The sequence below is a fragment of the Pseudarthrobacter woesei genome (genome assembly GCF_055412745.1).
Genome location: NZ_JBVAYU010000001.1, coordinates 66,616 through 92,475, shown reverse-complemented (window position 1 = coordinate 92,475; position 25,860 = coordinate 66,616). Strand labels below are relative to the sequence as shown.

19 protein-coding genes are annotated in these 25,860 nt (G+C 65.0%); 12 read left to right on the top strand and 7 right to left on the bottom strand.

The genetic code is table 11. From position 1 onward, the window contains the following. The first annotated feature begins 11 nt into the window (after positions 1-11). The 5 genes from yidC (at position 12) to ACZYZE_RS00395 (ending at position 4,723) form a co-directional block, all read left to right on the top strand. Positions 12-992 carry a membrane protein insertase YidC gene (gene yidC / locus ACZYZE_RS00415; RefSeq protein ID WP_459318487.1) on the top strand — a complete coding sequence of 327 codons (981 nt, stop codon included), beginning with the start codon at positions 12-14 and terminating at the stop codon, positions 990-992. Beyond that, entirely contained in the window at positions 992-1,588 is a 597-nt protein-coding gene (locus tag ACZYZE_RS00410; RefSeq protein ID WP_459318488.1) for a Jag family protein, read from the top strand. Before yidC ends, ACZYZE_RS00410 begins: the two co-directional genes overlap by 1 nt. A 17-nt stretch (positions 1,589-1,605) precedes the next feature. After that, on the top strand, positions 1,606-2,256 hold the full coding sequence (gene rsmG, locus ACZYZE_RS00405; protein WP_463905629.1) for a 16S rRNA (guanine(527)-N(7))-methyltransferase RsmG: 651 nt from the start codon (positions 1,606-1,608) through the stop codon (positions 2,254-2,256). An 86-nt stretch (positions 2,257-2,342) separates the two neighbouring features. Beyond that, a complete protein-coding gene (locus tag ACZYZE_RS00400; protein WP_459318490.1) occupies positions 2,343-3,410 on the top strand; it encodes a ParA family protein in 1,068 nt (355 codons plus the stop codon). Between the two features lie 68 nt (positions 3,411-3,478). Continuing rightward, positions 3,479-4,723, top strand: a complete 1,245-nt coding sequence (locus ACZYZE_RS00395) for a ParB/RepB/Spo0J family partition protein (RefSeq protein ID WP_463905627.1) — start codon at positions 3,479-3,481, stop codon at positions 4,721-4,723. Positions 4,724-9,724: 5,001 nt separating this feature from the next. Here ACZYZE_RS00395 and trxA read toward each other — a convergent pair. From trxA to ACZYZE_RS00370, 5 genes are all read right to left on the bottom strand, one after another. Beyond that, on the bottom strand, positions 9,725-10,051 hold the full coding sequence (gene trxA, locus ACZYZE_RS00390) for a thioredoxin (protein ID WP_459318492.1): 327 nt from the start codon (positions 10,049-10,051) through the stop codon (positions 9,725-9,727). A gap of 36 nt (positions 10,052-10,087) precedes the next feature. Next, positions 10,088-11,044 (bottom strand): thioredoxin-disulfide reductase, encoded by a 957-nt coding sequence (gene trxB / locus ACZYZE_RS00385; RefSeq protein WP_463905626.1) that lies wholly within the window; start codon positions 11,042-11,044, stop codon positions 10,088-10,090. 177 nt (positions 11,045-11,221) lie between these two features. Continuing rightward, positions 11,222-12,829, bottom strand: coding sequence for an ABC transporter substrate-binding protein (locus ACZYZE_RS00380; RefSeq protein ID WP_459318494.1), 1,608 nt, complete (start codon positions 12,827-12,829; stop codon positions 11,222-11,224). 172 nt (positions 12,830-13,001) lie between these two features. Then, positions 13,002-15,047 carry a murein biosynthesis integral membrane protein MurJ gene (gene murJ / locus ACZYZE_RS00375; protein WP_459318495.1) on the bottom strand — a complete coding sequence of 682 codons (2,046 nt, stop codon included), beginning with the start codon at positions 15,045-15,047 and terminating at the stop codon, positions 13,002-13,004. Between the two features lie 71 nt (positions 15,048-15,118). Further along, on the bottom strand, positions 15,119-15,619 hold the full coding sequence (locus ACZYZE_RS00370; protein ID WP_459318518.1) for an NUDIX hydrolase: 501 nt from the start codon (positions 15,617-15,619) through the stop codon (positions 15,119-15,121). A gap of 219 nt (positions 15,620-15,838) precedes the next feature. On the opposite strand from ACZYZE_RS00370, the gene ACZYZE_RS00365 reads away from it, so the two are divergent. The 5 genes from ACZYZE_RS00365 (at position 15,839) to ACZYZE_RS00345 (ending at position 21,793) form a co-directional block, all read left to right on the top strand. Next, the gene (locus ACZYZE_RS00365) at positions 15,839-17,305 is read left to right on the top strand and encodes a CCA tRNA nucleotidyltransferase (protein ID WP_463905624.1); all 1,467 of its coding nucleotides are present in this window, start codon (positions 15,839-15,841) and stop codon (positions 17,303-17,305) included. Then, positions 17,306-17,890: a histidine phosphatase family protein gene (locus ACZYZE_RS00360; RefSeq protein ID WP_463905622.1), complete on the top strand. Its 585-nt coding sequence runs from the start codon at positions 17,306-17,308 to the stop codon at positions 17,888-17,890. Between the two features lie 710 nt (positions 17,891-18,600). Further along, on the top strand, positions 18,601-18,741 hold the full coding sequence (locus tag ACZYZE_RS00355; RefSeq protein WP_459318498.1) for a hypothetical protein: 141 nt from the start codon (positions 18,601-18,603) through the stop codon (positions 18,739-18,741). 150 nt (positions 18,742-18,891) lie between these two features. Continuing rightward, a complete protein-coding gene (locus tag ACZYZE_RS00350; protein WP_463905619.1) occupies positions 18,892-20,361 on the top strand; it encodes a glycosyltransferase family 87 protein in 1,470 nt (489 codons plus the stop codon). Next, a complete protein-coding gene (locus tag ACZYZE_RS00345) occupies positions 20,354-21,793 on the top strand; it encodes a phytoene desaturase family protein (RefSeq protein ID WP_459318500.1) in 1,440 nt (479 codons plus the stop codon). The genes ACZYZE_RS00350 and ACZYZE_RS00345 overlap by 8 nt, the downstream gene beginning before the upstream one ends. Positions 21,794-21,806: 13 nt before the next feature. On the opposite strand, the gene ACZYZE_RS00340 is transcribed toward ACZYZE_RS00345, so the two are convergent. After that, on the bottom strand, positions 21,807-22,508 hold the full coding sequence (locus tag ACZYZE_RS00340; RefSeq protein WP_463905616.1) for an ABC transporter ATP-binding protein: 702 nt from the start codon (positions 22,506-22,508) through the stop codon (positions 21,807-21,809). Between the two features lie 44 nt (positions 22,509-22,552). Next, complete coding sequence (locus tag ACZYZE_RS00335; RefSeq protein WP_463905614.1) at positions 22,553-23,662, bottom strand: ABC transporter permease; 1,110 nt, start codon at positions 23,660-23,662, stop codon at positions 22,553-22,555. 187 nt (positions 23,663-23,849) lie between these two features. Here ACZYZE_RS00335 and ACZYZE_RS00330 point away from each other — a divergent pair, with 187 nt between their 5' ends. Together ACZYZE_RS00330 and ACZYZE_RS00325 are read left to right on the top strand one after the other, a co-directional pair. Beyond that, positions 23,850-25,187, top strand: a complete 1,338-nt coding sequence (locus ACZYZE_RS00330) for a sensor histidine kinase (protein WP_463905611.1) — start codon at positions 23,850-23,852, stop codon at positions 25,185-25,187. Further along, positions 25,184-25,840, top strand: coding sequence for a response regulator (locus ACZYZE_RS00325; RefSeq protein WP_459318504.1), 657 nt, complete (start codon positions 25,184-25,186; stop codon positions 25,838-25,840). Before ACZYZE_RS00330 ends, ACZYZE_RS00325 begins: the two co-directional genes overlap by 4 nt. Positions 25,841-25,860: the final 20 nt, after the last annotated feature.

Below are 25,860 nucleotides of genomic sequence, written 5' to 3'. Positions count from 1 at the left end.
AGGGATATCGTATGGACTTCTTTGAAACAATCATGTTTCCGTTCAAGTGGCTTGTGTCCGCCATCATGGTGGTCTTCCACGATGGCCTGAGCGCCATCGGCATGCCTGCTGCCAATGGCTGGACATGGACGCTGTCCATCATCGGGCTCGTGCTGGTGATCCGCGCCGCCCTGATTCCCGTGTTCGTCAAGCAGATCAAGGCCCAGCGCGGCATGCAGTTGCTGCAGCCTGATCTGAAGAAGCTTCAGGACAAGTACAAGGGCAAGACCGACCAGCTGTCCCGCCAGGCCATGGCGCAGGAACAGATGGGGATGTACAAGAAGCACGGCACCAACCCGTTCTCGGCCTGCCTGCCCATGCTGATCCAGATGCCGTTCTTCTTTGCCCTCTTCACAGTCTTGTCCGGCATTACTTCGGCGGCCGCCGGCGGCAAGAGCATCGGGGCGATGAGCCACGAGCAAGTGGTTCAGTTCGATGAGTCAAGCATCTTCGGCGCCCCGCTTTCGGCTACCCTGCTGCACGGCACGCCGGAGGGCGGCAATGTGGTTGCGGTGTGGATCCTCTCGATCACGATGATCCTGGCCATGACGGCTTCGCAGTTCATCACGCAGAAGCAGATCATGGCCAAGAACATGTCCGAAGAGGCCATGGCCAGCCCGTTCATGAAGCAGCAGAAGATGATGCTCTACATCCTGCCGCTCGTGTTCGGCGTGGGCGGCATCAACTTCCCCATCGGTGTCCTCATCTACTGGACCACCACAAACCTCTGGACCATGGCGCAGCAGTTCTTCGTGATCCGCCGGATGCCGACGCCGGGATCCCCCGCCGCGAAGGCCCTGGCCGAGCGCCGTGCCGCCAAGGGCCTGCCGGCGCTGCCCCTGACGGGTGCCAAGAAGGCCGACGCCGAGGCAGCCGAAGCTGCCGCCGCTGCCGCAGTGGCGGCCAGGAGCCAGCGCGTCCAGCCACAACGTAAAAACAGGAAGAGGAAGTAATGTCCGCCGAGAGCACCGAACAGACAGTTTCCGCCGACGTCGCCGACGACGAGACGTTGGACTCAGCCCAGATCGCTGACCAGGATTCCGATCTGGACGCCGACGGCAACCCGGAGAAGGGTGTTAACGCCAGCCGCCTGGAAGAAGAAGGCGACGTCGCCGCAGACTACCTCGAGGAACTGCTGGACATCGCCGATATCGACGGCGACATTGACATCGAGGTCCGAAGCGGCCGCACCTACATCTCGATCGTTGCCGAGGAAGAATCGGCCGGTCTCGAGAGCCTGGTGGGCAGGGACGGCGAAGTCCTGGAAGCCTTGCAAGAACTGACGCGCCTTGCCGTGCTGTCCGCGACGGAAAGCCGTTCCCGCCTCGTGCTGGACATCAACGGCTACCGCTCCGTGCGCGCCGGTGAGTTGCAGAAGGTCGCGGAAGACGCGGTCGCCTCGGTCAAGGATTCCGGCGACGCCGTCGCCCTTGCCCCGATGAGCGCCTATGAGCGGAAGATTGTGCACGACGCCGTCGCCGATCTGGGACTCGTCAGTGAGTCCGAGGGCGAAGGCGCCGACCGCCACATCGTCGTGTCCGCAGACTGACGCCGCCGGATAGTTTGATGGTTGAGATTACTGCAGCTGAACTGCAGGCAGCACAGAAGATCTTCGGCGACCGCCTGGACCTCGCCCAGCGCTATGTGGAGCACCTGGCCATGTCCGGCACCGAACGCGGCCTCATCGGCCCCCGTGAGGTGCCCAGGCTGTGGAGCCGTCACGTGCTGAACTGCGCCGTCATCGAGAGCCAGATTCCCCATGGTAGCCATGTGGCCGACGTCGGCAGCGGCGCCGGATTGCCTGGCCTGTGCCTCGCTATTGCCCGCCCGGATCTTGAACTGACCCTGATTGAACCGCTTGAGCGGCGCGTCATCTGGCTCCAGGAAGTCGTGGATGACCTCGGCCTGGACAATGTGACAATCATGCGCACCCGCGCTGAACTCGCTGTAGGGATGGTGGACGCAGACGTCGTCACGGCGCGAGCCGTGTCCGCGCTGTCCAATCTCGCCGGCCTGACCATCCCGCTGCTGGCCGGCAAGGGTGTAGTAGTTGCCATCAAGGGCCGCAGCGCCGGCGAAGAAATCGAAAAAGCTGCCAAGGTGATCCGTAAGCTTGGCGGCAAAGAAACTTCCGTTGTACTGGTGGGCGAGGACCTCCTTGAAGAACCCACAACCGTTGTCCGAATCGTTGTGAATAAGCCTCAAAAGATTGCCTAGCACGAGCCCGGCGCCCTCGGACTCGAAGGCTAAGAGGTTAGGCTAGTAACCGGCAGTAAACGCCGAATGAGAGTGAGTGTGTCACAGTGACCAGTAGCGAAGCCTCCACACAGCGGATTCCCCCGTTTGTGTCCCTGGGGTCCGCACGGGCCTTTGTTGCACCCGCAGTCGCTCACGATTACTCCGCAAATCACACGGCTTCGGTTGCTAAGAGCACCGGTATGGCAAGCGTTTCACGTGAAACAACCGTGGCGTCCGGTCGCAACGTAATGGACTCCATCGATGACTCCAGCCCGATTGCCCGGGAACTAGCCCACGAGAACAAACGCCGCGAACGCCTCCTGGGGCGCGATCTACCGAAGCCCGAGAAGACCAGGATCTTCACGGTCTCGAACCAGAAGGGTGGCGTGGGCAAAACAACCACCACGGTCAACATTGCCGCCGCTCTGGCCGCCGCCGGCCTCAAAGTGCTGGTCATCGACATTGATCCCCAGGGAAATGCCTCTACGGCGCTGGGAATCGAACACCACGCCGACGTCGACAGCATCTACGACGTTCTGATCAACGATTTTCCGTTGCGGGACGTCGTGGCGCCGTGTCCGGACATCGACAATCTGATTTGTGCCCCCGCCACCATCCACCTTGCCGGCGCAGAAATTGAGCTTGTCAGCCTTGTAGCCCGCGAACAGCGGTTGCGGCGGGCGATCGATGTCTATTCCAAGGATCGGGCCAGGAACGGAGAGGAGCGGCTGGACTATATCTTCATCGATTGTCCCCCGAGCCTGGGCCTGCTGACGGTCAATGCCTTCTGTGCCGCCAACGAGGTGCTCATTCCGATCCAGTGCGAGTACTACGCGCTTGAGGGCCTGAGTCAGCTGTTGAAGAATATCGAGATGATACAGAAGCATTTGAATGCGGATTTGGTGGTGTCGACCATCCTGCTGACGATGTACGACGGCCGCACCAACCTCGCCGCCCAGGTGGCCGCCGAAGTTCGAGAACACTTCCCGGACCAGGTCCTTGGTGCGGTGGTTCCCCGCTCCGTGCGTATCTCCGAGGCACCGAGCTACCAGCAGACCGTGATGACGTACGATCCCTCTTCCAGCGGGGCCCTGTCCTATCTGGAAGCCGCAGCCGAAATCGCGGAACGTTAGAATCTTTTCGAGAAGTGCACTAGCTAGAGTCCGGTGACCCGCGGCTCTTCCAATGGAGGGATTTATCCATGAGCGAAAAGCGACGCGGCCTCGGCCGTGGACTTGGGGCACTCATTCCAAGTTCCGCCTCTGCCTCCGGTAACGGTTCAGCGCCGTCGCGTCCCGTGGATCTCTTCTTTCCCGAAGCGAGGAAGCGGACTTCTGCCGCAGACGCGCCGGTAGCAGACGACTTAGTCACCGATACTTCACGTGAGGACACTGAAACGCCGCAGGCATCACCCTCGCAGTCCGGCGCTGGTTCCGAAGCAGCCGGGACTGCGACCATTGATGCCTCGATAGACGGGGCCAGAAAGGTGCGGGCCCGCAAGACTGCCGCAGCCAGTGCCGCGCCGGAGAAGACAGCCAACGGGGCTGAGTCCGCTGCCGCCGCCTCGAAATCCGGAAAGGCCGGGTCCAAGGCAGAGGAGGAGGACGCCGGCGTTGAACTGGTTGAGGTTCCGGGCGTCCGTTTCGCCGAGATCCCGGTTACGGACATCCACCCGAACCGCAAACAGCCGCGTTCTGTCTTCGATGAGGATGACATGGCAGAGCTTATTAACTCGGTGCGGGAAATTGGGGTCCTCCAGCCAATTGTTGTCCGTACTTCAACCGAAAAGGGTGGGGAACCTTACGAACTCGTCATGGGCGAGCGTCGGTGGAGGGCGGTACAGGCCGCAGGCCTTGAAACTATCCCCGCAATTGTTCGTGATACCACCGATGATGACCTGCTCCGCGACGCTTTGTTGGAGAACCTGCACCGCAGCCAGCTGAATCCATTGGAAGAGGCCGCCGCCTACCAGCAGCTGCTGGAAGACTTCGGAACAACGCACGAACAGCTGGCCGACCGGATTGGACGCTCCCGTCCCCAGGTCTCCAATACGCTGCGACTGCTAAAGCTACCCCCGCTGGTGCAGCGCCGGGTGGCCGCAAGTGTCATCTCGGCCGGCCACGCCCGCGCACTCCTGGCCCTTCCAGACGCTGCGGCAATGGAACGCCTGGCACAGAAGATCGTTGCTGAAGGAATGTCGGTACGTGCAACCGAAGAGGCCGTGACGCTCTACCAGAGCCCTGCTTCGCCGACCAAGAACAACATTCCCCGCCCGGGCGCGCGCCATGAACGCTTGGACTACCTGGCATCGTCGCTTTCTGATCGCCTCGATACCAATGTCAAGATCTCCCTGGGCGCGCGAAAAGGGCGCGTCAGCATTGAATTTGCCAGCGTAGAAGATCTCAACCGCATTATGGATGTCCTGACGCCCGGTGCGTCCGGCTAGCAGAAATTGCATTTCCCAATGGGGCCTGTTTCACGTGAAACAGGCCCCATTGCTATGTGTTGAGAGATCCCGGCGATTTCCTAAGGCTGGCGGTCCAGGTCCTGGTGTTCCGGGGCGCTGCCGGATGGATTGCGTCCTTGGCGGCGGCAGTCGGTGGGGCCGTCAATCCCTCAATTCCCTGCGGCGCTCCTGCCGGCGGGGCCGTGGCTGCGAGGGACCGTTCATCCGTTTTGGTGTGTTGGATCCGACCCCTACGGAGGACAAGTGCGCGCGCTGAGGATCGTGAGATAGGTCCTCGTCAGGTCTTGTTCATCGGGACAGCGTTCCGCGCCTGGGCTTCCTTCCATTCGCAGTGATCCGGATGCGGGCGGCGCAGTTGCGGACGCTTCGATGACCGGTCTCCGTCTATTCCTTGAGCAGCTCCCGAGTTGTTGTCGAGAAGAATGCTGTGGATGGGAGGGATTGCCTGTTTCACGTGAAACAGTATGTCTCGGCTCCTCGTGGTCTTGGCCCTGGGTGAATCAGTCCCACCGCGCCTCATACGACGCGCACTTCGGGGATATCTGTGGGTGGGATCGTATGCCTCACAGCCCCGAGTGGCGGGAATGTGAGCCCCAAATCGTAACAGGGCCACCGACCACAATGGAACGTGACCAGACTTGGGTGATTGTGCAGAGATATATCATCTGTATTAGACCGGCAGGGACTCGAAAGGTGAACGTCAGGATTGTGGGAGCCGCACACGGCTTGCCGGACCGGGCGCTGGAACCTGACCGGCCAGGGAGTTGCCTGCGGACAACGGGAGTGATGAGCGATTGACGCCATTGAATCCGGGTTCGGATGCCGCCGACAACTACTACTGCGATACATGGACATCAACAGCCACACAGGCGGCACCTGCGGATTGCGGAAGGCGGTCCCGCCAAGACATTGCAGTACACATCCAGTGGCCCCATTTTCAAAGGGCGTTGCACGGCCAGGCTTCGCGTGGCGTTGACGGAGGCCATAGACTGCTGCACGTTCGGACGTCGCGGAGGCGCGGGTTGGCAAAGCAGGACTGCCCTGAACGGCGCTCCCCCGCGGGCCGGCTTGATACAGGAATCCGGCCGAAGAGCCAGAAGACCCGATTGGACCTTGTGGATGTCCGCCTGAATCGTCCGCGGACGTAAGTTGTCCTTGGCCTTGGCAGCCATTGAGTAGATTGCTTGTTTCACGTGAAACATCGGGGGCTTGGTTTGGGGGCAGCAGTTGTGGGCTACTGCGCTGGGGCGGCGAGGACACAGCTTCGAGCGATCATCGGGGAGTGGAAGGACTACGCTCCCGGTACGTGGCCCCATCGGCGGGTGTCGGGACTTCGGGACGGCCTTCGCACCAGCGGGCGGCCAGGAGAGCTGAGATGCCCTTCGCGGCTTCCTGGATCCTGCTAGGCCAGTGTGCCACTGATGGCGGCAGTTCTACCGCTCCCAGGCCTCCTAACGGCGCGACAGCCGTCGGGAGGGGGCGGGACGGCGAATGCGTAAGGGGTACCGGGATGGAGCAGGTCCTTGAGCTCAGGAACAGTTCTCCGTGTCGGTGTCTGCGTGACCGACTCCTCCGTCGGGCCGCGGTGGTGGAAGCCCCAGGGTGGCAGTCCTTGGAGTGCTAATGGTACCCAGTGTGCCTCCGTGAGTGCGGCCGGCCGGCTCTCAGCTGCTTCAGACGTTTCAGCCCTTCCACTGAGGGTGCTGACGGGGCGCAATGGAGGCGAGCAACCGGCCCCCCATCAGGGCATGATGACACCATCTGCCCATCGGCATAGAGGCGGACCCAGCCCACTCCAGGGGAACAGCCGTCATACTCGGTGATTCACGTGTCCCGCGGCATTCCTTCCACCCATACGCGGAGCTGTTGACCAGCCGGCGAGGCCACTGAGTGGGGGCGCCCATTCCTTCGATCCACCGCGGCAGCCACAGAGTACTAGTGCCGGAATGCCCACTAAGCGTGGCGATTCTCCGCCGTTGCCGCTGCCGCCGCTGCTGGTGATGGTGACGTTGAATGAAGGAGGGCCAGCGCTAGGTGAGAGTCGGGCTGCGGTTTGATCACGGGACTGCCACGCACCAGCATCGATGGTTCCGGCGCCCCTGAACGGGACTAGCAATTTCAGCGTCATCGGTCTCGCGCGTAGCGCAGCCATTCCGGTCGCGGGTATCCCCCGGCATCGATGGTCGCATTGCTCGTGGGGTAGGCACTCTGTCCGGCCCGGCGCCGACCTACCCCGGCCTGGTCGCAGCAGGCGATCTGTGTGACCCTGGAACGCATCTGACGGGCTCGCGTACTTTCCGCACAGTGGCGGGTACTCGGTGGATAGACCGGTGGATATAGCTGTGGATAACTTTGTGGATGAGTTCCAGTTCCGTCGGAAGCCTGAGGCGTGGCCCGGAGGTGTTGGGCTGGTCAGGAGGTCTCGCCTCCCGAACAGCGACCAGGTCAGCTTTGTCCTGTTTCACGTGAAACATTCAGTCCGGTGTTGGCGTGAACCGATTCACACCCGGCTGTGCCTACTAAATCCCCCGTTGCTGGTTAATATTCGGTGAAGTTGGGAACCTTCGTGATCAAAAGTGTGGGTGGAGTGTTGGCCGAATACAGCTTCGACGCCGCCTTTCTCAGGCCGAGTGTGTACGGTTGGCGGGTCGGGCCCGGTGTGTGACCTTCCCGAACGCACAGCCTCCGGAGGCGTCGGCTGTGAGAAATGCCTCAATGCCTGTGGATAACACTGTGAATATCTTCTGTGGACAAGTCTGTGGAAAGCTGGCGTTTTCCCGTCCAGGAATCTGGCGGGGATGACCGGTGCAGGGCCACGGACCCGCGCAGGAGGTCCTGGATGATTGATGCGGACATGGTACTTTTCCGTCCCTGTACAACTCCTTGCACCATTTCCCGTTGCCCCTCTTCGCGAATGAGGTCGTCACGAGAAATAGTCGGCTCTTCAATGCGCCAGCCCCGGACTCAGTCCATCCTGCTGTCGAGTGTCAAGAGCTGCCCTCACAGAACTGCACTCTGAAGCATTGAAGAGTCCGTCGGGGCCGCATAAGGAGAGGCCGCATGGCAAGGCGAGCCGGACGCGTTCAAAGGGGATAGATGCTTCAGAGGAGCCGGCGGAAAGTGCCCGGCCTAGCCGCGTTTGCGTGGGGCCCCAATCCAAGACCGTGCGTGGTGGGTGGATCTCCAGGGTCTTGGCGTATGTGGTGCCGGTGCCGCGAGTTCGAAGTCCACACGACTCCCCAGAAGTCTGGAGGGACAGGCTTCGGGCATGGACGCGGGTAGACACGGGAGGGGCACAACGCGGGTGTGACCGGGTGTGGAGAATCTATTGCTGGCGCGGCTCCTGGGCTGCTGAGGGGCCGGGTATGGTCAGCGCACTTGCTGGTTGCGGAAGCTTCGTCTTGCGGACTCGAGGCCGCCATGGCGTGCACCCCTGTGTTGCTGTCTGAACAGTGGGGACATCTTCCCCGGGTGCAGGGGAAGTGGCTTCGTGTCCCGTGGAGAAGATCATGTGAGGGCGCCTAGTGGGCATTTAGGGCTAAGTGACGCACAGGGGCGTCTGGAAGTGATGACTGGGCCGCAGACGAATGTTTCACGTGAAACCAGGAGCGCCGCCAGACAGGCCTCACTATCGTCTGGAGTGCTGAGGTGGGCTCCCCCGCGGTGCGGCGGCCGTTGCGTTGCAGTTCTTCTCCGCACGGAGGGCGAAAATGCAGCCGAGACTGTCTGTGTTCCCGGTCCCGGATGAACTGCATGGTGTGGGCGGAGGATGAGTTGGCTGTGCCAGTGGCAGCCCCAACCCCATTTTCTGAGAGTCGAGTTTCGGATATGACGGGACGCTGGAGGGGTCTGTTGGGTCGGTCATTCCGGGCCGACGACAGTACCGGTTGCCTCAATGTTCCACGTGAAACGGCTTCCCGAGCGCAGGCACACCAGAACTGTGCGCACGGAGAGGACGTTTCACGTGAAACATTCAATTCTTGCCGGACGAGTGCAATTTTTCGCCGATCGACACTTGTCCGGCAATTGTCGTCGGTCGACGATCGGGATTGGCCGATTCCCGGTACGCCCAGGGCCAGATGTTTCACGTGAAACCACAGGGACTAGTCCTTTGGTCCGCCGCGGCCGCGTAATCCATGCCTGCTGGCTGCCCTTCCCGGATATGTAGCGATCCACGGTTCCTTCTCCTCAAGACGCACGACGGCGTAGTGGTCCAGCGGGAGGGGTCGGGATGCCCTCTGAATGAAGCGATTCCGCAGCAACTGCGCGACAGGACGCCAGTACGGTGGCTACCTCAGCGAGAGGGCTACCCCCACAAGACTGCTGTGCCGCCATGCCGCCACAGCCCTGGCGGCTGGACCGCGCAAGGGCGGTCGCCACGGTTTGTGGTGGAGATGTCTCCGGGGAAAGCAAGCGTTCCCTTGCGCGGTACACTGACACGGGGAGCTGCCAGCAAGTTCGAGTCGTTTCACGTGAAACATCCTGCCACCGGAAGAGCCATCATGCGGTGAGTGACCAGCGCCAGTTTGGTCCGATTGCTGAATGACGCCCGCCGCAGGGGCGACGCAGTTTCACGTGAAACATTCACTCCACCCCAAGCGCCACAGGATACGCTGCTGCAAGCGTCACCTTGCGGAAAGTGACCAGCGTCAGTTTGGTCCGATTGCTGAATGACGCGCGCCGCAGCGCTCCCGCAGTGGTGACATAGTTTCACGTGAAACATGCCGGCGGCTGACGGGACCAAAACGGTCCCCCAAGCGGCTAACTCCGGGTAGGCCCTAGCTCACCCATTGCACACAGGCCCATCAGGAAATCCGCCGCTAGAAAATCAACCTTCAGCAGCTGCAGAGAAGATCACAGTCCAGCCCCGGGACACCCTTGCCCTGGGTCCACCAGCTGAGGGACCGCACAAAAAGGTGGCCCCGCTTCCAGGAAGTGGGGCCACCTTGGTGGTCTGTGCAGGGCACAGTCGGGACGGAATTAGGACAGGACGTCCGCGAATTCCTTCTCGAAGAACTGCTTCGGACGGGCGCCAATGACAGTCCCCGTCACTTCGCCACCCTGGAACAGGTAGACGGCCGGGATGGAGGTGATGCCGTATTCGGCGGCGATGGCCGGGTTGTCGTCTACATTCACCTTGACGACGTCCACCTTCTCGCTGTACTCCACCGAGATTTCGTCGAGGATCGGTCCGAGCTTACGGCACGGGCCGCACCATTCGGCCCAGAAGTCCACAATGACCGGCTTCTCGGAGGCCAGCACATCGGTGCTGAAGCTAGCGTCTGTTACGTCTTTTGCGTTGCTCATAACCTTGTCTCTCTTCGGTTGGTTGCTGCGCGCCGTTTAGGCGTGGAAGTCTGCGAGGTAGTGCTCGACGTCGAGGGCGGCCACACAGCCGGATCCCGAGGCCGTGATGGCCTGGCGGTACGTCGGATCGATGACGTCGCCGGCGGCAAAGACGCCCTTGACGGTGGTCCTGGATGTGCGGCCCTCGACGGCGATGGTGCCCTCGGGGGTCAGGTCCAGCTTGCCCTTGACGAGATCGGTGCGGGGATCGTTGCCGATCGCCACGAACACACCGGTGACGGCCAGGTCGGACCCGGTGCCGTCCAAGAGGTTTGTCAACCGCAGTCCGCTGACTTTGTCCTGCCCGAGGATGTCCTCGACGCCGGTGTTCCAGATGAAGCTGATCTTCTCGTGGGCTTGGGCGCGGTCAGCCATGATCTTGGAGGCCCGCAGCGTATCCCTGCGGTGCACCACAGTGACGGACTTCGCGAATTTGGTGAGGAACAGTGCCTCCTCCATCGCGGAGTCGCCGCCACCGATAACGGCGATGTCCTGGTCTTTGAAAAAGAAACCGTCGCAGGTTGCACACCAGCTGACGCCGTGACCGGAGAGGCGTTTCTCGTTGGCCAGGCCAAGCTCGCGGTAGGCCGAACCCGTGGAAAGAATGATGGAGCGGGCCCGGAAGGTCTCCCCCGTGCCGATGGTAACGGTTTTGATGTCGCCGGCGAGGTCCAGATCGGTGACGTCCTCGAACTGGATTTCAGTGCCGAATCGGGCAGCCTGTTTCTCGAAGTTCTCCATCAGGTCCGGGCCCATGATGCCGTCCGGAAATCCCGGGTAGTTCTCGACGTCGGTGGTGTTCATCAGCTCGCCGCCGGCAGTCACGGATCCGGCCAGCAAGAGCGGCTTGAGGTTGGCGCGCGCCGTGTACACCGCGGCTGTGTAGCCGGCGGGGCCGGAGCCGACGATGATGACATCACGTACTTCGGACGCGGTGTTTTCTGCGTTGCTCACTGAACGGTGAACCTCTTCCTTTGTCGATGCGCCCGCCTGGGTGGCCGGCCACATGGCACAACTACTACTTGGTGCTGAATATTCCGGTGGGACAGGTGGCCACACCGGGACACCGCGGCGAAAGTTACCGCCCGGGCCGCACAGCCCGGCCGGAGCAATGGCCGGGTGGCAGGTGCGCTACTGGACCTTGATCTCTGCCAGGCGGAGGCCGAATCCGTAGCGCGTCTTCGGTGATGTCAGTTTGGGAAGGGTCTTGATGGAGACGATCACGTACTGCGCCGTGACGGGTTCCTGCAGGGGCATCGTGAGATCGGGGGACGTGAAGCTGTTGCTGCCCAGCTGCTTGGCTCCGTCAAGGGAGGGCCGGTCGTTGGTGAACACGCTGATGCTTCCGCCGGATGCTCCCAGCTGGCTCAGTGTGACGGAGGAGACTTTGGAGGGGCTCTTAAGCTTGATGACCAGCGGAACTTCGGGGGCGAGGCCGCCCCAGTTGTCCGTGGCGAATTCCATATCCGACCAGTAGCTGGCGCCGTTTCCGTCGAATGTCTTGACGAGGTCGCCGTCGTACGTCCCCGCAAAGTCGAAATTCCCCAGGCGGGTGACGCCTTCGATGGCGGGCGGGCCGGCCGCCGGCGCGGAGCTGGCAGTTCCGGTAGGTTCCGCCGAGGTCGAACCGGGCGCACTGGTGGACGTGTTGCCGCCCGCTGTGGACTGGGGGCTGCTCTTGAAGAGGCTGCCCAGATTGGTCACAGCAAGGATCAGGCCGACCACCAGCACTGCCGCCAGCAGGCCGCCCACGAGCCAGCGCATGGAGCGGGGTTCGCGCGGCGGCTCCTCGTCCTTCTCGTAGTAGTCATTGTCGGCCGCAGATTCGTTGTTCCGGGCGGAGGCGGGGAAGAACCCTGGTGTACGGTCCGCGGAGGCATGGCCGGGGCCGGCTGCTCCAGAGTAGGCTGCTACGTGGCCCTGGCGGGACGTGCCCTGATCCTCTGGACCGGCATAGTCGTAGTCGTTGTCCGACCATAGGGACACCTTGGGCGTCTCTGCCGGAGCCGGCGGGGTGGAATTGGCGCCGCGGTCCCCGGCACCGCCAGAGGCGGCACCGGCCTGGACCGGCTGGGGTGCCGTTACGTGCGGAGCAGCCTCCTGCGGCGCCGTCTCCGGAGACCTGGAGGCGCTTGCGGCCGCAGCCCCGGCCGCAAGCCCCGCGGCGCCTGCCGCACCGGCAGCAGCTCCAGGACCGGCACCTGCCGGGGCGGACGGTGCCGCAGCCGGACGCGAGGGGGTGCCGGACGGGGACGCCGGTGCGGCGCCCGTCTCCGCGCCCGGGGACGGGTTCGGTCCGTAGTTGATGAACCCGGCGTCGACTTCCTCGTCGTCATAGATACCGTCGTAGGTCTCTGGTTCCTTGGAACGCGCCTGCCCAAAGATCTCGCTGCCCAGGGTGTCCGTGAAAAACGGCTCCACATAGGGCGGGTTGGCGGAGACCACGAGGTCCAGCAGATCAGCCGCCGAGGCGTGGTTGGTAATCAGGTATGTTGTGGAGTCGCTGACACCGAGGTCGAGGATTTGTACATTCCCGGGACGCTCGCCCGTGGCCACCTCTCGGGCGCTCTGCGCCACTTGATCGGCGTTGTCCGGGCCGGCCACAAGGATGCTGACAGCACGGTTCAGCACTTGGTCCACACCGTCCAGCACCAGATCCTGGTCATGCGAGGTCAGTACGGTGGCAGTGACCTTGTAACGGCCACCTAGTACTGATCCGACATCGATCGGGTGGGACACAGGTTCCTCCTAGACTGTCCGGGAGCTGCCGAGCTGATCACTTCATCAGTGACCTAGGGTCCCCCGGTAAAGCCGGTCGACCTTAGGTCTGCAACTCCCCTTGTTAGTATTCGATCGTAGCCGATACAGTGTCCCGGCCGCGGAAGCACGGCGCTGTGACACCGGGCAGACGCTATTTTTTCTTCTTCCGGCCAAACGGGAAGTAAGGATTGTGTCCCGCCGGGCCCTGGTAAGTCCGGCGCCCCGGCAACGGAACATCGCCGCGTCCCAGACCGCCCTGCGCCGTGCTGGGTACGTCCTCAGCGGGCAGGTAGCCGCCTTCGGGCCCGGTCCGTCGGGGCCGTTCGTCCTCTTCGCCCAGATCGGGGCCGGCGCGGAAGGACGCGGCATCAAATTCGCCCGAAATTCTCGGAATGAGCCCGGTATCAACGGAGACTGTGGCGCGTTCGGGCGCAGCGCGTGCCGCAACGGCACCGTCCGGACTGCCCTCGGCGCCGGGCGCCGCTGCCGAACGGCGGAGCCGGCCCAGCAGCGGCTGCAGCAGATCCCGGAGTTCGGTGACGCGGAAGAGTTTCAGCAGTAAGAGGTAGACGGCCAGCATGACCGGCCCGACGACGGCGATGGTCACCAGGGCTGCGATGCGGCTGCTCCAGGCGAACCCTGCCGGGTCGTAGCTGCCCAGCAGCCACAATGCCCCGGCCCCCGCGAGGGCCGACCCAAGGGCGGCGTAGCCCATGCGGATGTAGGAGTTGGCGATCCGCGGACCATCCAGATGGCCCAGGAGCCGGCGCAGGAAGATCGCGCTGACGATGACCGAGAGGATGTTGCCGCCGGTATAAAGGGTGGCGATGGCAAAGATGATCTGGTCGAACGGCAGGAACTGGATCAGGAACGCGGCCACGACATTGACCAGGGCCAGCACCAACTGGATGAAGAACGGTGTCCGGGCGTCCTCGTTCGCGTAGAACACGCGGGACATCATGAAGTTGGCGCTCATAAACGGGGTGCTGAGGGCCAGGATGGTGAGCGTCTGGGCGAGCATGGCGCCGTCCTGCCGATCCCCGCCGGAGAAGAACATGCCCAGCGGTCCGGCCAGCGCGAACAGCGCCAGCGCGCCGAATACCGTGGCCACGGCCATGGTCCTCAGGCCGCTCGACAGCGCATTCCGCAGTTCGTTGTGGTTCCCGTCCTGCGAGGCCCGGGTCATCCGGTTGAACAGCACGGTTGCCAGCGACAGGGCAATGATGGAATGCGGCAGCAGATACAGCTGGCTCGCGACCTCCAGCACGGCGTTGCCCGGCAGCGTGTCCGCCGCAGGGTCGCCCGCCCGCTCGAGCCGGAGACGCTCGGCCCCGGGAACCGTGGCGATGCGCATAACGTACAGGAAGGCGAGCTGCCCGACGGCGGCGGTGGCCAGCGTCCACACGCTCAGCCTGGCAGCCTGACCCAGGCCGACGCCGCGCCAGCCGAAGCGCGGCCGCAGGCCCAGCCGCAGCCGGAACACCGGGATCAGCAGGATGGCGGTCTGGGCGATCACGCCAATGGTGGAGAAACCGGCCACGAGAAACGTCTGGGTGGAACCCCAGTTATCGAGGGTGTGGGGATTGGTCACGTTGGCGCCCATGATGCCGATGAACATTCCCAGTCCGGCGATCGCGACGATGTTGTTCAGGATCGGCGCCCACATCGCCGGGCCGAAGGCGCCGTGGGCGTTCAGGACCTGGGTCAGCAGCGCATAGAGGCCGTAGAAGAAGATCTGCGGCAGGCACCAGAATGCGAAGGACACGGCCAGCGATTTCTGCTGCGGGGAGTAACCCTGCGTGGTCAGCTCGATGACCCAGGGTGCCAGCAGGGTTACCAGCAGGGTCAGGGTGAGCAGCACCAACACAGCCAGCGTCAGCAGCCGGCTGATGTAGTCCGCTCCTCGGTCCGGCGCTTTGCTTGCCTTGATGATTTGGGGAACGAGGACGGCATTGAAGACGCCGCCGGCCACCAGCAGGAAGATCAGGTTCGGCAGGTTGTTCGCGTTGATGAACGTGTCAGTGACGGTGGAGCCGAGGCCAAGGGCGGCGCCCAGCATCCAGGTCTTGCCGAAGCCGAGGAAACGCGACACCAGCGTTCCTGCGGCCATGATGGCGCTGGAACGCGCTTCTCCTGATTGGACAGCCTTGGAATCGGCGGGGCCGGAGTGCGCTGGGGTGGGTTTGGCAGATGACATCGTCTTCATCGTCTCACCCGGGCACGGCATAAGCTGCTATCCACGGCCGATTGCAGCCGCTTCCCCGCCCGTCAGCGGTTTTCGGGGAGCACTTCCTTAGCCAGATCCGCGATGCGGCGTTCGTTCGGGAAGGAGAGCTTGCGGGCCAGTTCATGGATGGGAACCCAGGCGACGTCCACGGCTTCCTGGTCGGGATCGTTTTCGATCGTCAGTTCCCCGCCCGTGGCCTGCAGCAGGTAGTGGTGGACGGTCTTGTGGACGCGGTGGCCGCTGACGGTGAACCAGTAGTCGATGCTTCCAAGCGGCGCGAGGATCTTGCCTTCGATGCCGGTTTCCTCCGCGATTTCACGCACGGCGGCTTCCTCGTTGCTTTCCTGGCCTTCCGGATGGCCCTTCGGCAGGCACCATTCCAGCCGTCCGCCGCGGTTAAGGCGGGCGATGATCGCAACCCGCAGTTCGGCGTCGGACGTGTCCACCACGACGCCGCCGGCGGAGATTTCCTCGACGGTCGGCAGGGAGGCCTGTCCCGGGTGCTGCACGGGCGCGACATTGCCACCGATTGCCGATGGCAACGGTGGGTTTGTCCTCCTGCCGGGAGCGCTCGGTACGGGATGGGCCATGATGTCCACTCTAACGACACTTGTCCTTACTTGATGACCTAAACATGACAGGAAAGTGGACGGCCGGGAAAGTCGATTGCCTCCGCCGCCGCCGCGATCGGCACCAACGGCGGGCCGCCGGGAAGGATCCGGTGTGGTGCTGGCGCTCTTTTCTGACAAGCTTAAGAAACTATGGCGCATGCACATCACAAGACTGACCCGCACACTGTCGAATTCCAGGTAGACCCGGTGGTCCTGGAGCTCGGACAGCGGTTCGTCGACGCCGGCCATGAGCTCTCGCTGGTGGGCGGTCCCGTGCGTGACCTCTTTCTGGGCAGGGTGTCCCCCGACCTGGACTTCACCACCGACGCCACCCCCGGCCAGACTGTTGCGCTGATCAAGAAGTGGGCGGACAACTACTGGGAGATCGGGCGCGCTTTCGGCACCATCGGGATGCGCAAGGCAGGTTTTCAGATCGAAATCACCACCTACCGTGCTGAGGCGTACGACCCCGATTCCCGCAAACCGGTAGTCGCGTTCGGCCACTCACTAACGGATGACCTGCAGCGGCGGGACTTCACCATCAACGCCATGGCGCTTCGCCTGCCGGCGCTGGAGCTCGTGGACCCGTTCGGTGGCGTCCGCGACCTGAAGGCCTCCGTCCTTGCCACCCCGGGGGCCCCCGAGGTGTCCTTCTCCGATGACCCGCTGCGTATGATGCGGGCCGCCCGCTTCGCCGCCCAGCTCGGGGTGACCGTGAATGAGGACGTCCGTGCGGCCATGACCCGGATGGCCGAACGGATCACCATGATCTCCGCGGAGCGGGTGCGCGAGGAACTGGTCAAGCTCATTTGCGCAACCCATCCCCGCGCGGGAGTGGATTTGCTCGTGGAGACCGGTCTGGCCGAGTTCGTGCTGCCCGAGGTGTCCGCGCTGCGCCTGGAATCGGACGAGCACCACCGGCACAAGGACGTCTACCAGCACTCACTCCAGGTTATGGAGCAGGCCGCCGCCCTGGAGACTGGCGTGGACGGCCCCGTGCCGGGCCCGGACTTCGTGCTGCGGTTCGCTGCCCTGATGCACGACGTCGGCAAGCCCGCGACCCGCCGCTTCGAACCGGGCGGCGCCGTAAGCTTCCGGCACCACGACATGGTGGGTGCAAAGCTGACGACGAAGCGCATGAAGGCACTCCGCTTCGACAACGACACGATCAAGGCCGTGGCCCAGCTGGTGGAGCAACACATGCGCTTCTACGGCTACGGGGATGCGGGCTGGAGCGATTCCGCCGTCCGCCGCTACGTCACCGACGCGGGTCCGCTCCTGGACCGGCTGCACCGTCTTACCCGCTCCGATGTCACCACGCGGAACCAGCGCAAGGCCGAGCGGCTCTCTTTCGCGTACGACGACCTTGAGGCACGGATCGCGGCACTTCGCCGGCAGGAATCCCTGGAAGCGGTCCGCCCGGACCTCGACGGCGGCCGGATCATGGCGCTGTTGGGGCTCAAGCCCGGCCCTGTTGTCGGCCGTGCTTACAAGTTCCTGCTGGAAGAACGGATGGAGCACGGCCCGCTGGATCCCGACGTGGCCGAGTCCAAGCTGCAGGCATGGTGGGCGTCCCAGCCGGAATCCGCCGTCGAACTCACTACCGAGGAGTCTTAAGTGATTGCACCTTCCAACGGCCCCCGTCCGCAGCTGTGGATCCTGCGGCACGGCGAAACCGAATGGTCAAAAAGCGGCCAGTACACCGGCCTCACCGATCTTCCGCTGACCGTGGAGGGCGAGCAGCAGTCCGTGGAGGCCCGCAAGGTGCTCGACGCCGTCGACTTCGATCTGGTGCTGACCTCTCCGCTGCGGCGGGCACGGCGGACAGCGGAACTCGCCGGGTATCCGGGCGCCGAACCGGAGCCGCTGGCGGTCGAGTGGGACTACGGCGAGTACGAGGGGATCAGCTCGGACCTCATCCGCAAAGACAACCCGGAATACCTGATCTGGACCCACGGCGTGCCCAACGGCGAGTCGCTCGACGATGTCGCGGCGCGGGCGGACAAGATCGTGGCCCGCGTGTTGGAATCCGGGTTGGATAATGTGCTGATCGTGGCGCACGGACACTTCGCCAGGATCCTGACCGCCCGGTGGCTCGGGCTTGATGCCCACGATGGCCGGCACTTCGTCCTGGGGACCGCGAAAGTCTGCACGCTGGGCTGGGATAAGAAGACGCCGGCCGTGGTCCGTTGGGGCCTATAAATACGGTTGAGAAAAAACTTTAGGAAAGTTTATGAATGCGGTAGTCAAGCGCTGCATTCATAGTGTATTTTTATTTCTGACCCCAGAGCGATTTGCCGGGGTCACGGCGCGCGTCGCCCGGCCACTCAGCCGGAGCCACGGCAGAACAGAAAAGGAGGTTGGGAAATGATTACTTTGACTAGCGGATGGATGTACACCCTCACCGCAACCCCGGCCTCTGCTGCTGAACCGCGCCCAAATTTCGGACCGACTGCCTCCTGACCCTTCCGCTCCCGGCCTAGCGCCTTTGACCTAGAAACCGGAGCCAGGGCGGTAGCGGGACTTCTCGTGGAGTCCTTGGCAGCGGACTGACGAGGCGGAACCACGCGGTTGCGCAGCATCCCCATAATTCGGAACCCAGCTTCTTGTTGGGGTTTGCGGCGCTCCTGCGTCCAGGGGCCAGCCTTTCGCATTGCGAAATCAATTAATTAGCGCCGGGCAATTCTATGCCCAATTCGGGCCGTTTCGTCCTTAAATAGCGGGGCCCTAATTGTCATGCCCAATTTCTTTTCCATTCCCGCAGCAGTACCCATGAAAGGTCCACCGTGACTATTGCCAGCAGCCGCCCGGCCAGGAGCTCCCCAACGCAGCCGCCCGGCCCGGGCAGCCGTTCTCCACATAGCCGTTTTACAAGCCGGCGTTCCATTGGCCACCGGCAGGAGGTGACAACCATGATGCAGAAACTCCAGGCGGTCCTGCGCTTCAGCCGCAGGCCTGCCCCGCGGCACACGACGCTCTTCAACGGACAACTCCTCGACCAGAAGCGGGAGGACGTATACGTCGCAATGCACCAGTACGGCCTCATCCGCTGAAGGAGGACCTGATGTCCCCCAACGGAACTGATCCGCAAGGAGCCCACGCGGCCACGCGTGCGCTCCCCCGTTTAGCCGTTCCGGTACACATCGGGCTGCGGGCGCACGGCGCAGCACGTCCGCCCGCAGCCGCCCGGTAAGCTCTAGGGCATGCAGGAGACAAAGCCGCCGGAGCACCGCAAACGTGCCCGCCTGGTCATCCCGAGCCGCAGCGACCCGCTGCTGAGGAATTTCACGGAACTCATCGGCGGACCCATGGGCCACCGTTCGGCACCGGGCATCGTCTCCCCCGGATTATTCACCGTGGAACGCGTCCTGATTCTGCTCACCGTCCTGGCAGCCCTCGCCGGGCTCCTCCTCAAGTCCTACTGCCGAAGCAACGGCTGGGAAACGCCCGGCCAGTTCTATGCCACCTGCTACTCGGATTTCCCCGAGCTGTTCAGGAACCGGGGACTCGGCGACGGTGCGTTCCCCTTCGTGACGGAGGGGACCTTCTTCGAATACCCCGTGCTGATGGGGTACATCGCCGGCGCCACCGCGCTGCTGGTACCCGGCGAGGGGGTCACGGACGCACGCATCCTCGGCTATTTCGACGTCAACGCGACCTTGATCGCCGCCGTCTGGATCGTCACTGTGCTGGCCACGGCCCGGATGACGCGCCGCCGGCCCTGGGACGCCGCCATGGTGGCGGTGGCCCCCGGCATAGTCCTGGCCGGCACCGTCAACTGGGACATGTGGGCGGTCGCGCTGCTGGCCGTTGGTATGTACTTCTTCTCCCGGAACAAGCTTGCGCTGGCCGGGATCTTCATCGGCCTGGGCACGGCAACCAAGCTCTACCCCCTGCTGATCCTCGGTGCGGTGCTGCTTCTGGCCCTCCGCACGGGACGCATCCGTGCCTTCCTGGTCACCGCCGGAGCGGCCGCAGCCACCTGGCTTGCCGTGAACCTGCCAGTGGCGGCCCTCGACCCGGCCGGCTGGAAGTACTTCTACCAGTTCACCGAGGAACGCCCCGCCGGCTACAGCTCGCCCTGGTTTGCCTATAACCTCGTGGCCGGCCGCCTCGGCTGGGTTCCGCTGCAGGCCGAAGCGATCAACACCCTCGCCCTGAACCTCTTCCTCGTGGCCTGCATCCTGATCGGCGTGCTGGCCCTCACGGCAGCACGGCGCCCCAGGCTCGCCCAGCTGGTCTTCCTGATCGTCGCGGCCTTCATCCTCACGAACAAGGTGTACTCACCGCAGTTCGTCATCTGGCTCATTCCGCTGCTGGCCCTCGCCCGGCCCAGGTGGCGGGACTTCCTGATCTGGCAGACCTTCGAGGCGCTGCACTGGACCGCCGTCTGGATGTACCTCGGACAGGTGACCAGCGGCGGTGCCACGCAGCACAACATCGACATGCCCTACTACGTCCTGGCCGTCGTCTTCCACATGCTGGCCACCGCCTACCTGATGGCACGCGTGGCCTGGGACATCTGGGACCCACGCTACGACGTGATCCGCCGGCACGACAAGGACGATCCCCATGGCGGCCCCTTCGACCGCGCACCTGACTGGCTGCGGGTGGACCCGGTGCGCCCCTCGGCGTCCCTGGTGCCCTGGCGCAAGGCGCCGGCGGATGCCTGACGTCGCCGTCGTCGGATCGGGACCGAATGGACTCGCCGCGGCGGTGGCGATGGCCCGGGCCGGGCTCAAGGTGCACGTCTACGAGGCGGCCAGCACCCCCGGGGGCGGCCTGCGGACTTCGGAGCTGATGGAACCCGGCCACTTCCACGACGTCTGTTCCGCGGTGCATCCGATGGCTCTCGCCTCGCCCTTCTTCCGTCAGTTCGAGCTGTCCCGCCGGATCCGCCTGGCCGTGCCCGAGGTGTCCTATGGTTCCCCGCTCGACGGCGGACGCGCCGCCGTAGCGTACCGGTCGCTGGAGCGCACGGCCGCCGGGCTGGGGCGCGACGGCGCCGCGTATCACCGGCTGATGGCCCCGCTGGTGCAGCGCGTGGAGGGCATCGCGGAGCTCACGCTCAACCAGCTCTTGCGGCTGCCGCGAGACCCGGGTGCGGCTGCCGTCTTCGGGCTCCGGACCCTGGAACAAGGCTCCCGGATGTGGGGGGCGAGGTTCCGGGAGGAACTGGCGCCCGCCCTGCTCGCCGGGGCCGCGGCGCACACTGTCGCCAGGCTGCCCTCGCTGACGGCGGCCGGGGCCGGACTCATGCTGGGCGCGCTGGGACATGCCGGCGGCTGGCCGATCCCTGAGGGAGGATCGGCGGCGATCGCCCGGGCCATGGTGGCGGACATCGAAGCCCACGGCGGGGTAGTGGAAACAGGGGCGCGGATCGGATCGCTGGCCGAGCTGCCTCCGGTCCGGGCCACCCTGCTGGATGTGGCCCCGCCCGGGCTGCTCCGGCTCGCGGACGGTCGGCTCCCCGCGCGCTACCGCCGGGCACTGGAATCATTCCGCTTCGGGAACGCCGCCTGCAAAGTCGATTTCATCCTGTCCGGACCGGTTCCGTGGGCCGCGCAGGGTCTCGCCGACGCCGGGACCGTCCATGTGGGCGGGACGCGGGCGGAGACGGCTGAAGCGGAGGGCCTCGTGGCCGCCGGCCGACACCCCGGGCGGCCCTACGTCCTGGTTTCCCAACCATCGCGTTTCGACGCGGGGCGGGCCCCGGCCGGACGCCACATCGTGTGGAGCTACTGCCACGTTCCGGCCGGTTCCACGGTGGATATGGGCGAGGCCGTCATAGCCCAGCTGGAGCGCTTCGCACCCGGCTTCCGGGACCTTGTGGTCCGCTACCAGGTGACGACGGCGGCCCGCCTGGCCGACTACAACGAGAACTACGTCGGCGGCGACTTCAGCGCCGGCCTGATGGACCTCCGCGGACTGCTCCGGCGGCCGGTGCTGAGTCCCGTGCCATGGCGGACGCCGCTGCCCGGCGTGTATCTGGCCTCCTCATCCACGCCTCCGGGACCCGGAGTGACCGGCATGCCCGGCCTCCACGCCGCGAGATATGCCTTGAAAGACATATTCGGCCTGCGTGTCCCCGCCCTGGGAATCTGACCCGCAGAGCCGGTCAGGCCACGGCCGGGCTCAGCGGCTGAACGGAGGAGAGCCGGCCGTCACGCATGCTCGCCACGGCATCGGTCAGTGGGACGAATCCGGTGTCGTGTGTGACCATCACGGTCGCCACCCGGAACTCATCCGTGACCCGGCGCAGCAGCCGCACGATCGCCTCGCTGCGTTCGTGGTCCAGTGCCGCCGTGGGCTCGTCCACCAGCAGCACCGAAGGCCTGCCCATGAGCGCACGCGCGATGTTGACCCGCTGGCGCTGGCCTCCGGACAACTGGTGGGGCCGTTTGTCCACGGCCATCCCCAGGCCGACGAGTTCCAGAAGGGCGGTGGCGTGCGCGGCCGCCTGCCGGGCCGGCTTTCCGCGGAGATGGTCGCTGATGACGAGCTGTTCCCGTGCGGTCAGGGAGGGCAGGAGATTCGGCTGCTGGAAGACGACACCGATCTTTTCCCGGCGCAGCGAGGTGCGGTCCGCATCGGAGAGCCCGCCGGCGTCGGTTCCGTCGATGAGGAGCAGCCCCGCAGTGGGTCTGACAAGGGTTGCGGCGACGGCCAGCAGGGAAGATTTTCCGGAACCCGAGGGACCTACGAGGGACAGGAACTCCCCCGGACTGACCCTGAGGTTGACCCCGTCGAGAGCCTTGAGGGTGCCGTCTCCGTCGCGGTACTCGAGCGTGACGTCGACCAGGTTGAGTGCGGTTTTCATTGTGTATACCTTCCAGGGAATGTTTAGGGGAGTGGCCGGACGGCCTAGTTGCCGCCGAGGGCAAGGAGCGGATCAACCCGCGTGATGCTGCGTACTGCCAGGGCCGCCCCGGCCAGTCCCAGCAGCACGATGCCGGCGATCGGCAGGAGCGTGGTCTGCGGGGTCACGAGGAACGGCGCTGCCTGTGCGGCAAGGAATCCGCCGAGCGCTCCCATGCCTCCGCCTGCCGCGGCACCGGCGAGCAGCACGAATACGGCCTGGATCATGGCGTCCCGGAGGATATAGCCGGAGGAACCGCCCAGGGCTTTCAGTACGGCAATGTCACGGGTCCGCTGCACGGTCCAGACCGTCAGGAAGGCCACGATCACAAGCGCAGAGATGCCATAGAGGAACACCTGCATGAGGATCAGGGAACCGTTCTCGCTCTTATAGGAGCCGAGGCCCTGGAATGATCCCTCACGGCTGGCACTGACTGTCCCGGCCGCCGTATTGGCACCGTCGACGTCGACCGTCGCGCCGGCGTCGAAGCTGACGGCGATGACCGTTGCGGCGGCGTCGCTGCCGGTGATGTGGGCCAGCTTCCGCCAGTCGCCCAGGGTGGTCCAGATAACGCCGGTGTGGGAGTACCACTGGTCCGGAACGATGGCGGAGACGGTCAGTTCGGAGCCGCCCACGGCGGTCTGGCTGCCGACGGAGAGGTCGAGGTCCCTGGCCAGGCTTGCACCGACCGCGACGGTTCCCTCGGTGAGCGGTGCCGGCGCGATTCCGGCGGTGCCGCTGCCGGTTCCCTCGGTTCCGAAGACGGCTACGTTGGCGGTGCCGGCAGGGACACCGCCTGCGCCCAACGACTGGAGCCGGCCCTGGCTGATGCCCAGCAGCTCGGCGCCGGCGACGCCGTCGCGGGCGGCCCAGCCGGCCGCCTGGCCCCGGGTGACCTCGGATTCGGTAAACGATGCCGTGGCGCTGCTTCCGGCCGGGGCGCCGAAGACGATCTGTTCCGCGGGGAGTGCGGCGATGGCCGACGTCGACTGGTTGCCCAGGCCGGCCGTGAGCCCGGAGAGGAGGACGAGCAGCAGGGTGATGAGGGCGACTACCGCGCCCATCAGAAAAAAGCGTCCTTTGGCGAAGCGGATGTCGCGGAGAGCGAGAAACATGGGGGTCCTTTTCGAGGGGTTTGTTGCCTTGCCTCAAGCCTCTCGCTGCCGGCCGGATCCGGCATCGGACGGGCGGTTGAGGCTCCGCAGCGGAAGGGATGGTCCGCCGGTCAACCAAAAGGTTGATAGTCGCTGTGGGGCGCCGTTTTTCGCCGGAACGGCCCCTGCCCGGCGCTACGCTGAAGCTATGGACGGCAAAACTGGGAGTGTGGACGCAGCGGCTACCGGGGGGTCCGTTGAACCTACCGGAGCCTCCGTGATCCTGCGGGTCCTTCGGGTGAGCCTCCACGTGGGCTTCGCGGTGCTGCTCCTCGTGGCGCTGGTCCGGCTGCTCGGCGCCGGACTTGGGGGAGTGGAGTGGCTGACGCTGGGCCTCGCCCTGGTTCTGGCCGCCGTCTATCTGCTCGGGACGGTGCTGGAGAAGAGCCACTTCACGGATCCGTCGCGCTTCGATCCGCGGCCGTATTCACTGTGGTGGCTGACTGCGGTTTGTCTCCTCTGGCTGCTGCTGATCTGGGCCAGCGCCGACTTCGTCTGGCTGGCCTTTCCGCTCTTCTTCCTGCAGCTGCACGTCCTGCCGCGGCGGCTGGCACTGCCGGCCATTGCCCTCAGCACGGTCCTGCTGATCATTGCGCTGTGGTTCCACAACCGGGGAGCGGACGGGAACGCCCTGCAGCTGCCGATGGTGCTGGGACCGGCGTTCGGGGCGGCGTTCGCCGTCGTCACCGGGTTCGCGTACCGGGCGCTGTACCTTGAGGCGGAAAACCAGCGGCTCGCCGCCGAAGAGCTGCGCCGGACCCGCGCGGAACTCGCCCAGAGCCAGCACGACGCCGGAACCCTCGCCGAGCGGTCCCGGCTGGCCCGCGAAATCCACGACACCCTCGCCCAGGGGTTCGCCAGCATTCTGCTGATGGGCCGCTCGGCCGAGAAGGCCCTGGAGAACGGCGACACCGTGACGGCCCGGGACCGGCTCCGTACCGTCCGGGAGACCGCCTCCGCCAATCTGGCCGAGGCCCGCAGCTTCGTCCGCGGGCTGCAGTCCCCCGCCCTGGCGGAAACCTCCCTCGTGAACAGCCTCCGCCGGCTCTGCGCAAAGACCGAAACCGAGGCCGCCGCCCGCGGCGCCGGGATCCGCTGCCGCTTCGACCTTGAGGGGACTCCCGTGCAACTCCCCCACCCGTACCAGGCCACCCTGCTCCGCGCGGCGCAGGCAAGTCTCGCGAACGTGTGGGTCCACGCTGGCGCGAACACCGCCGTCGTGACCCTGTCCTTCCTGGGCAGCGAAGTGGCCATGGACATTTACGACGACGGCGCCGGCTTCGATCCGGCCGCTCCCCGGGACCCGGCCGGGCGCACGGACGGCTCCGGCTACGGATTAACGTCCCTGCGCGAGCGGGTGGCCGCACTGTCCGGCAGCCTGGAAATCGAGTCCGCACCCGGTGAAGGAACCGTGGTGGCCATCCGGCTGCCGCTCGAGGCCGGGGCGGCCGCCGCCCGGCCATGCGCGGGCGAGGAAGAACCATGAACGACATCCGCGTGCTGCTCGTCGACGACCACCCCGTGGTGCGGGCCGGGCTGAGGGCCATGCTGGGCGATTTCGCGGGCATCACGGTGGCCGCGGAAGCCGCCGACGGCGGTGCAGCGCTGGCCGCGCTGAGCAGGCTCCGCAGCCTGGGCGAGCCGGTCGACGTCGTGCTGATGGACCTCCAGATGGGCGCGGGGATGGACGGGGTCACGGCAACCGGCAAGATCAGGGCCGGCCAGGCGGGGCAGCCGGCGCCGCCGGTGCTGATCCTCACCACCTTCGACTCCGACGCCGACATCCTCGCCGCGGTGGAGGCCGGCGCGAGCGGCTACATGCTCAAGGACGCGCCGCCGGAGCAGATCCGCCAGGCGGTGCTCGCCGCGGCAGCAGGGCAGACGGCGCTGGCCCCCGAGGTGGCCGCGCGGCTGATGGGCAGGATCCGGAATCCCGAACCCGTGCTCTCCGGCCGGGAAATCCAGCTGCTGGAACTGCTCGCCACCGGCCTGGGCAACCGGGCCATCGCCAAACAGTTGTTCATTTCCGAGGCAACGGTCAAGACGCACCTGGTGCATATTTACGGCAAGCTCGGCGTGGACAACCGCACGGCGGCCATCGCGGTGGCGGCCCAGCGCAGGATCATCCGGCGATTCTGAGCCGGGTCCGGTCCGTTTCC

Coding starts and splice junctions, on each gene's coding strand:
- yidC (WP_459318487.1), top strand. CDS start 12: ATGGACTTCTTTGAAACAATCATGTTTCCGTTCAAGTGGCTTGTGTCC.
- ACZYZE_RS00410 (WP_459318488.1), top strand. CDS start 992: ATGTCCGCCGAGAGCACCGAACAGACAGTTTCCGCCGACGTCGCCGAC.
- rsmG (WP_463905629.1), top strand. CDS start 1,606: ATGGTTGAGATTACTGCAGCTGAACTGCAGGCAGCACAGAAGATCTTC.
- ACZYZE_RS00395 (WP_463905627.1), top strand. CDS start 3,479: ATGAGCGAAAAGCGACGCGGCCTCGGCCGTGGACTTGGGGCACTCATT.
- trxA (WP_459318492.1), bottom strand. CDS start 10,051: ATGAGCAACGCAAAAGACGTAACAGACGCTAGCTTCAGCACCGATGTG.
- murJ (WP_459318495.1), bottom strand. CDS start 15,047: ATGTCATCTGCCAAACCCACCCCAGCGCACTCCGGCCCCGCCGATTCC.
- ACZYZE_RS00365 (WP_463905624.1), top strand. CDS start 15,839: ATGGCGCATGCACATCACAAGACTGACCCGCACACTGTCGAATTCCAG.
- ACZYZE_RS00355 (WP_459318498.1), top strand. CDS start 18,601: ATGATGCAGAAACTCCAGGCGGTCCTGCGCTTCAGCCGCAGGCCTGCC.
- ACZYZE_RS00350 (WP_463905619.1), top strand. CDS start 18,892: ATGCAGGAGACAAAGCCGCCGGAGCACCGCAAACGTGCCCGCCTGGTC.
- ACZYZE_RS00345 (WP_459318500.1), top strand. CDS start 20,354: ATGCCTGACGTCGCCGTCGTCGGATCGGGACCGAATGGACTCGCCGCG.
- ACZYZE_RS00340 (WP_463905616.1), bottom strand. CDS start 22,508: ATGAAAACCGCACTCAACCTGGTCGACGTCACGCTCGAGTACCGCGAC.
- ACZYZE_RS00335 (WP_463905614.1), bottom strand. CDS start 23,662: ATGTTTCTCGCTCTCCGCGACATCCGCTTCGCCAAAGGACGCTTTTTT.
- ACZYZE_RS00330 (WP_463905611.1), top strand. CDS start 23,850: ATGGACGGCAAAACTGGGAGTGTGGACGCAGCGGCTACCGGGGGGTCC.
- ACZYZE_RS00325 (WP_459318504.1), top strand. CDS start 25,184: ATGAACGACATCCGCGTGCTGCTCGTCGACGACCACCCCGTGGTGCGG.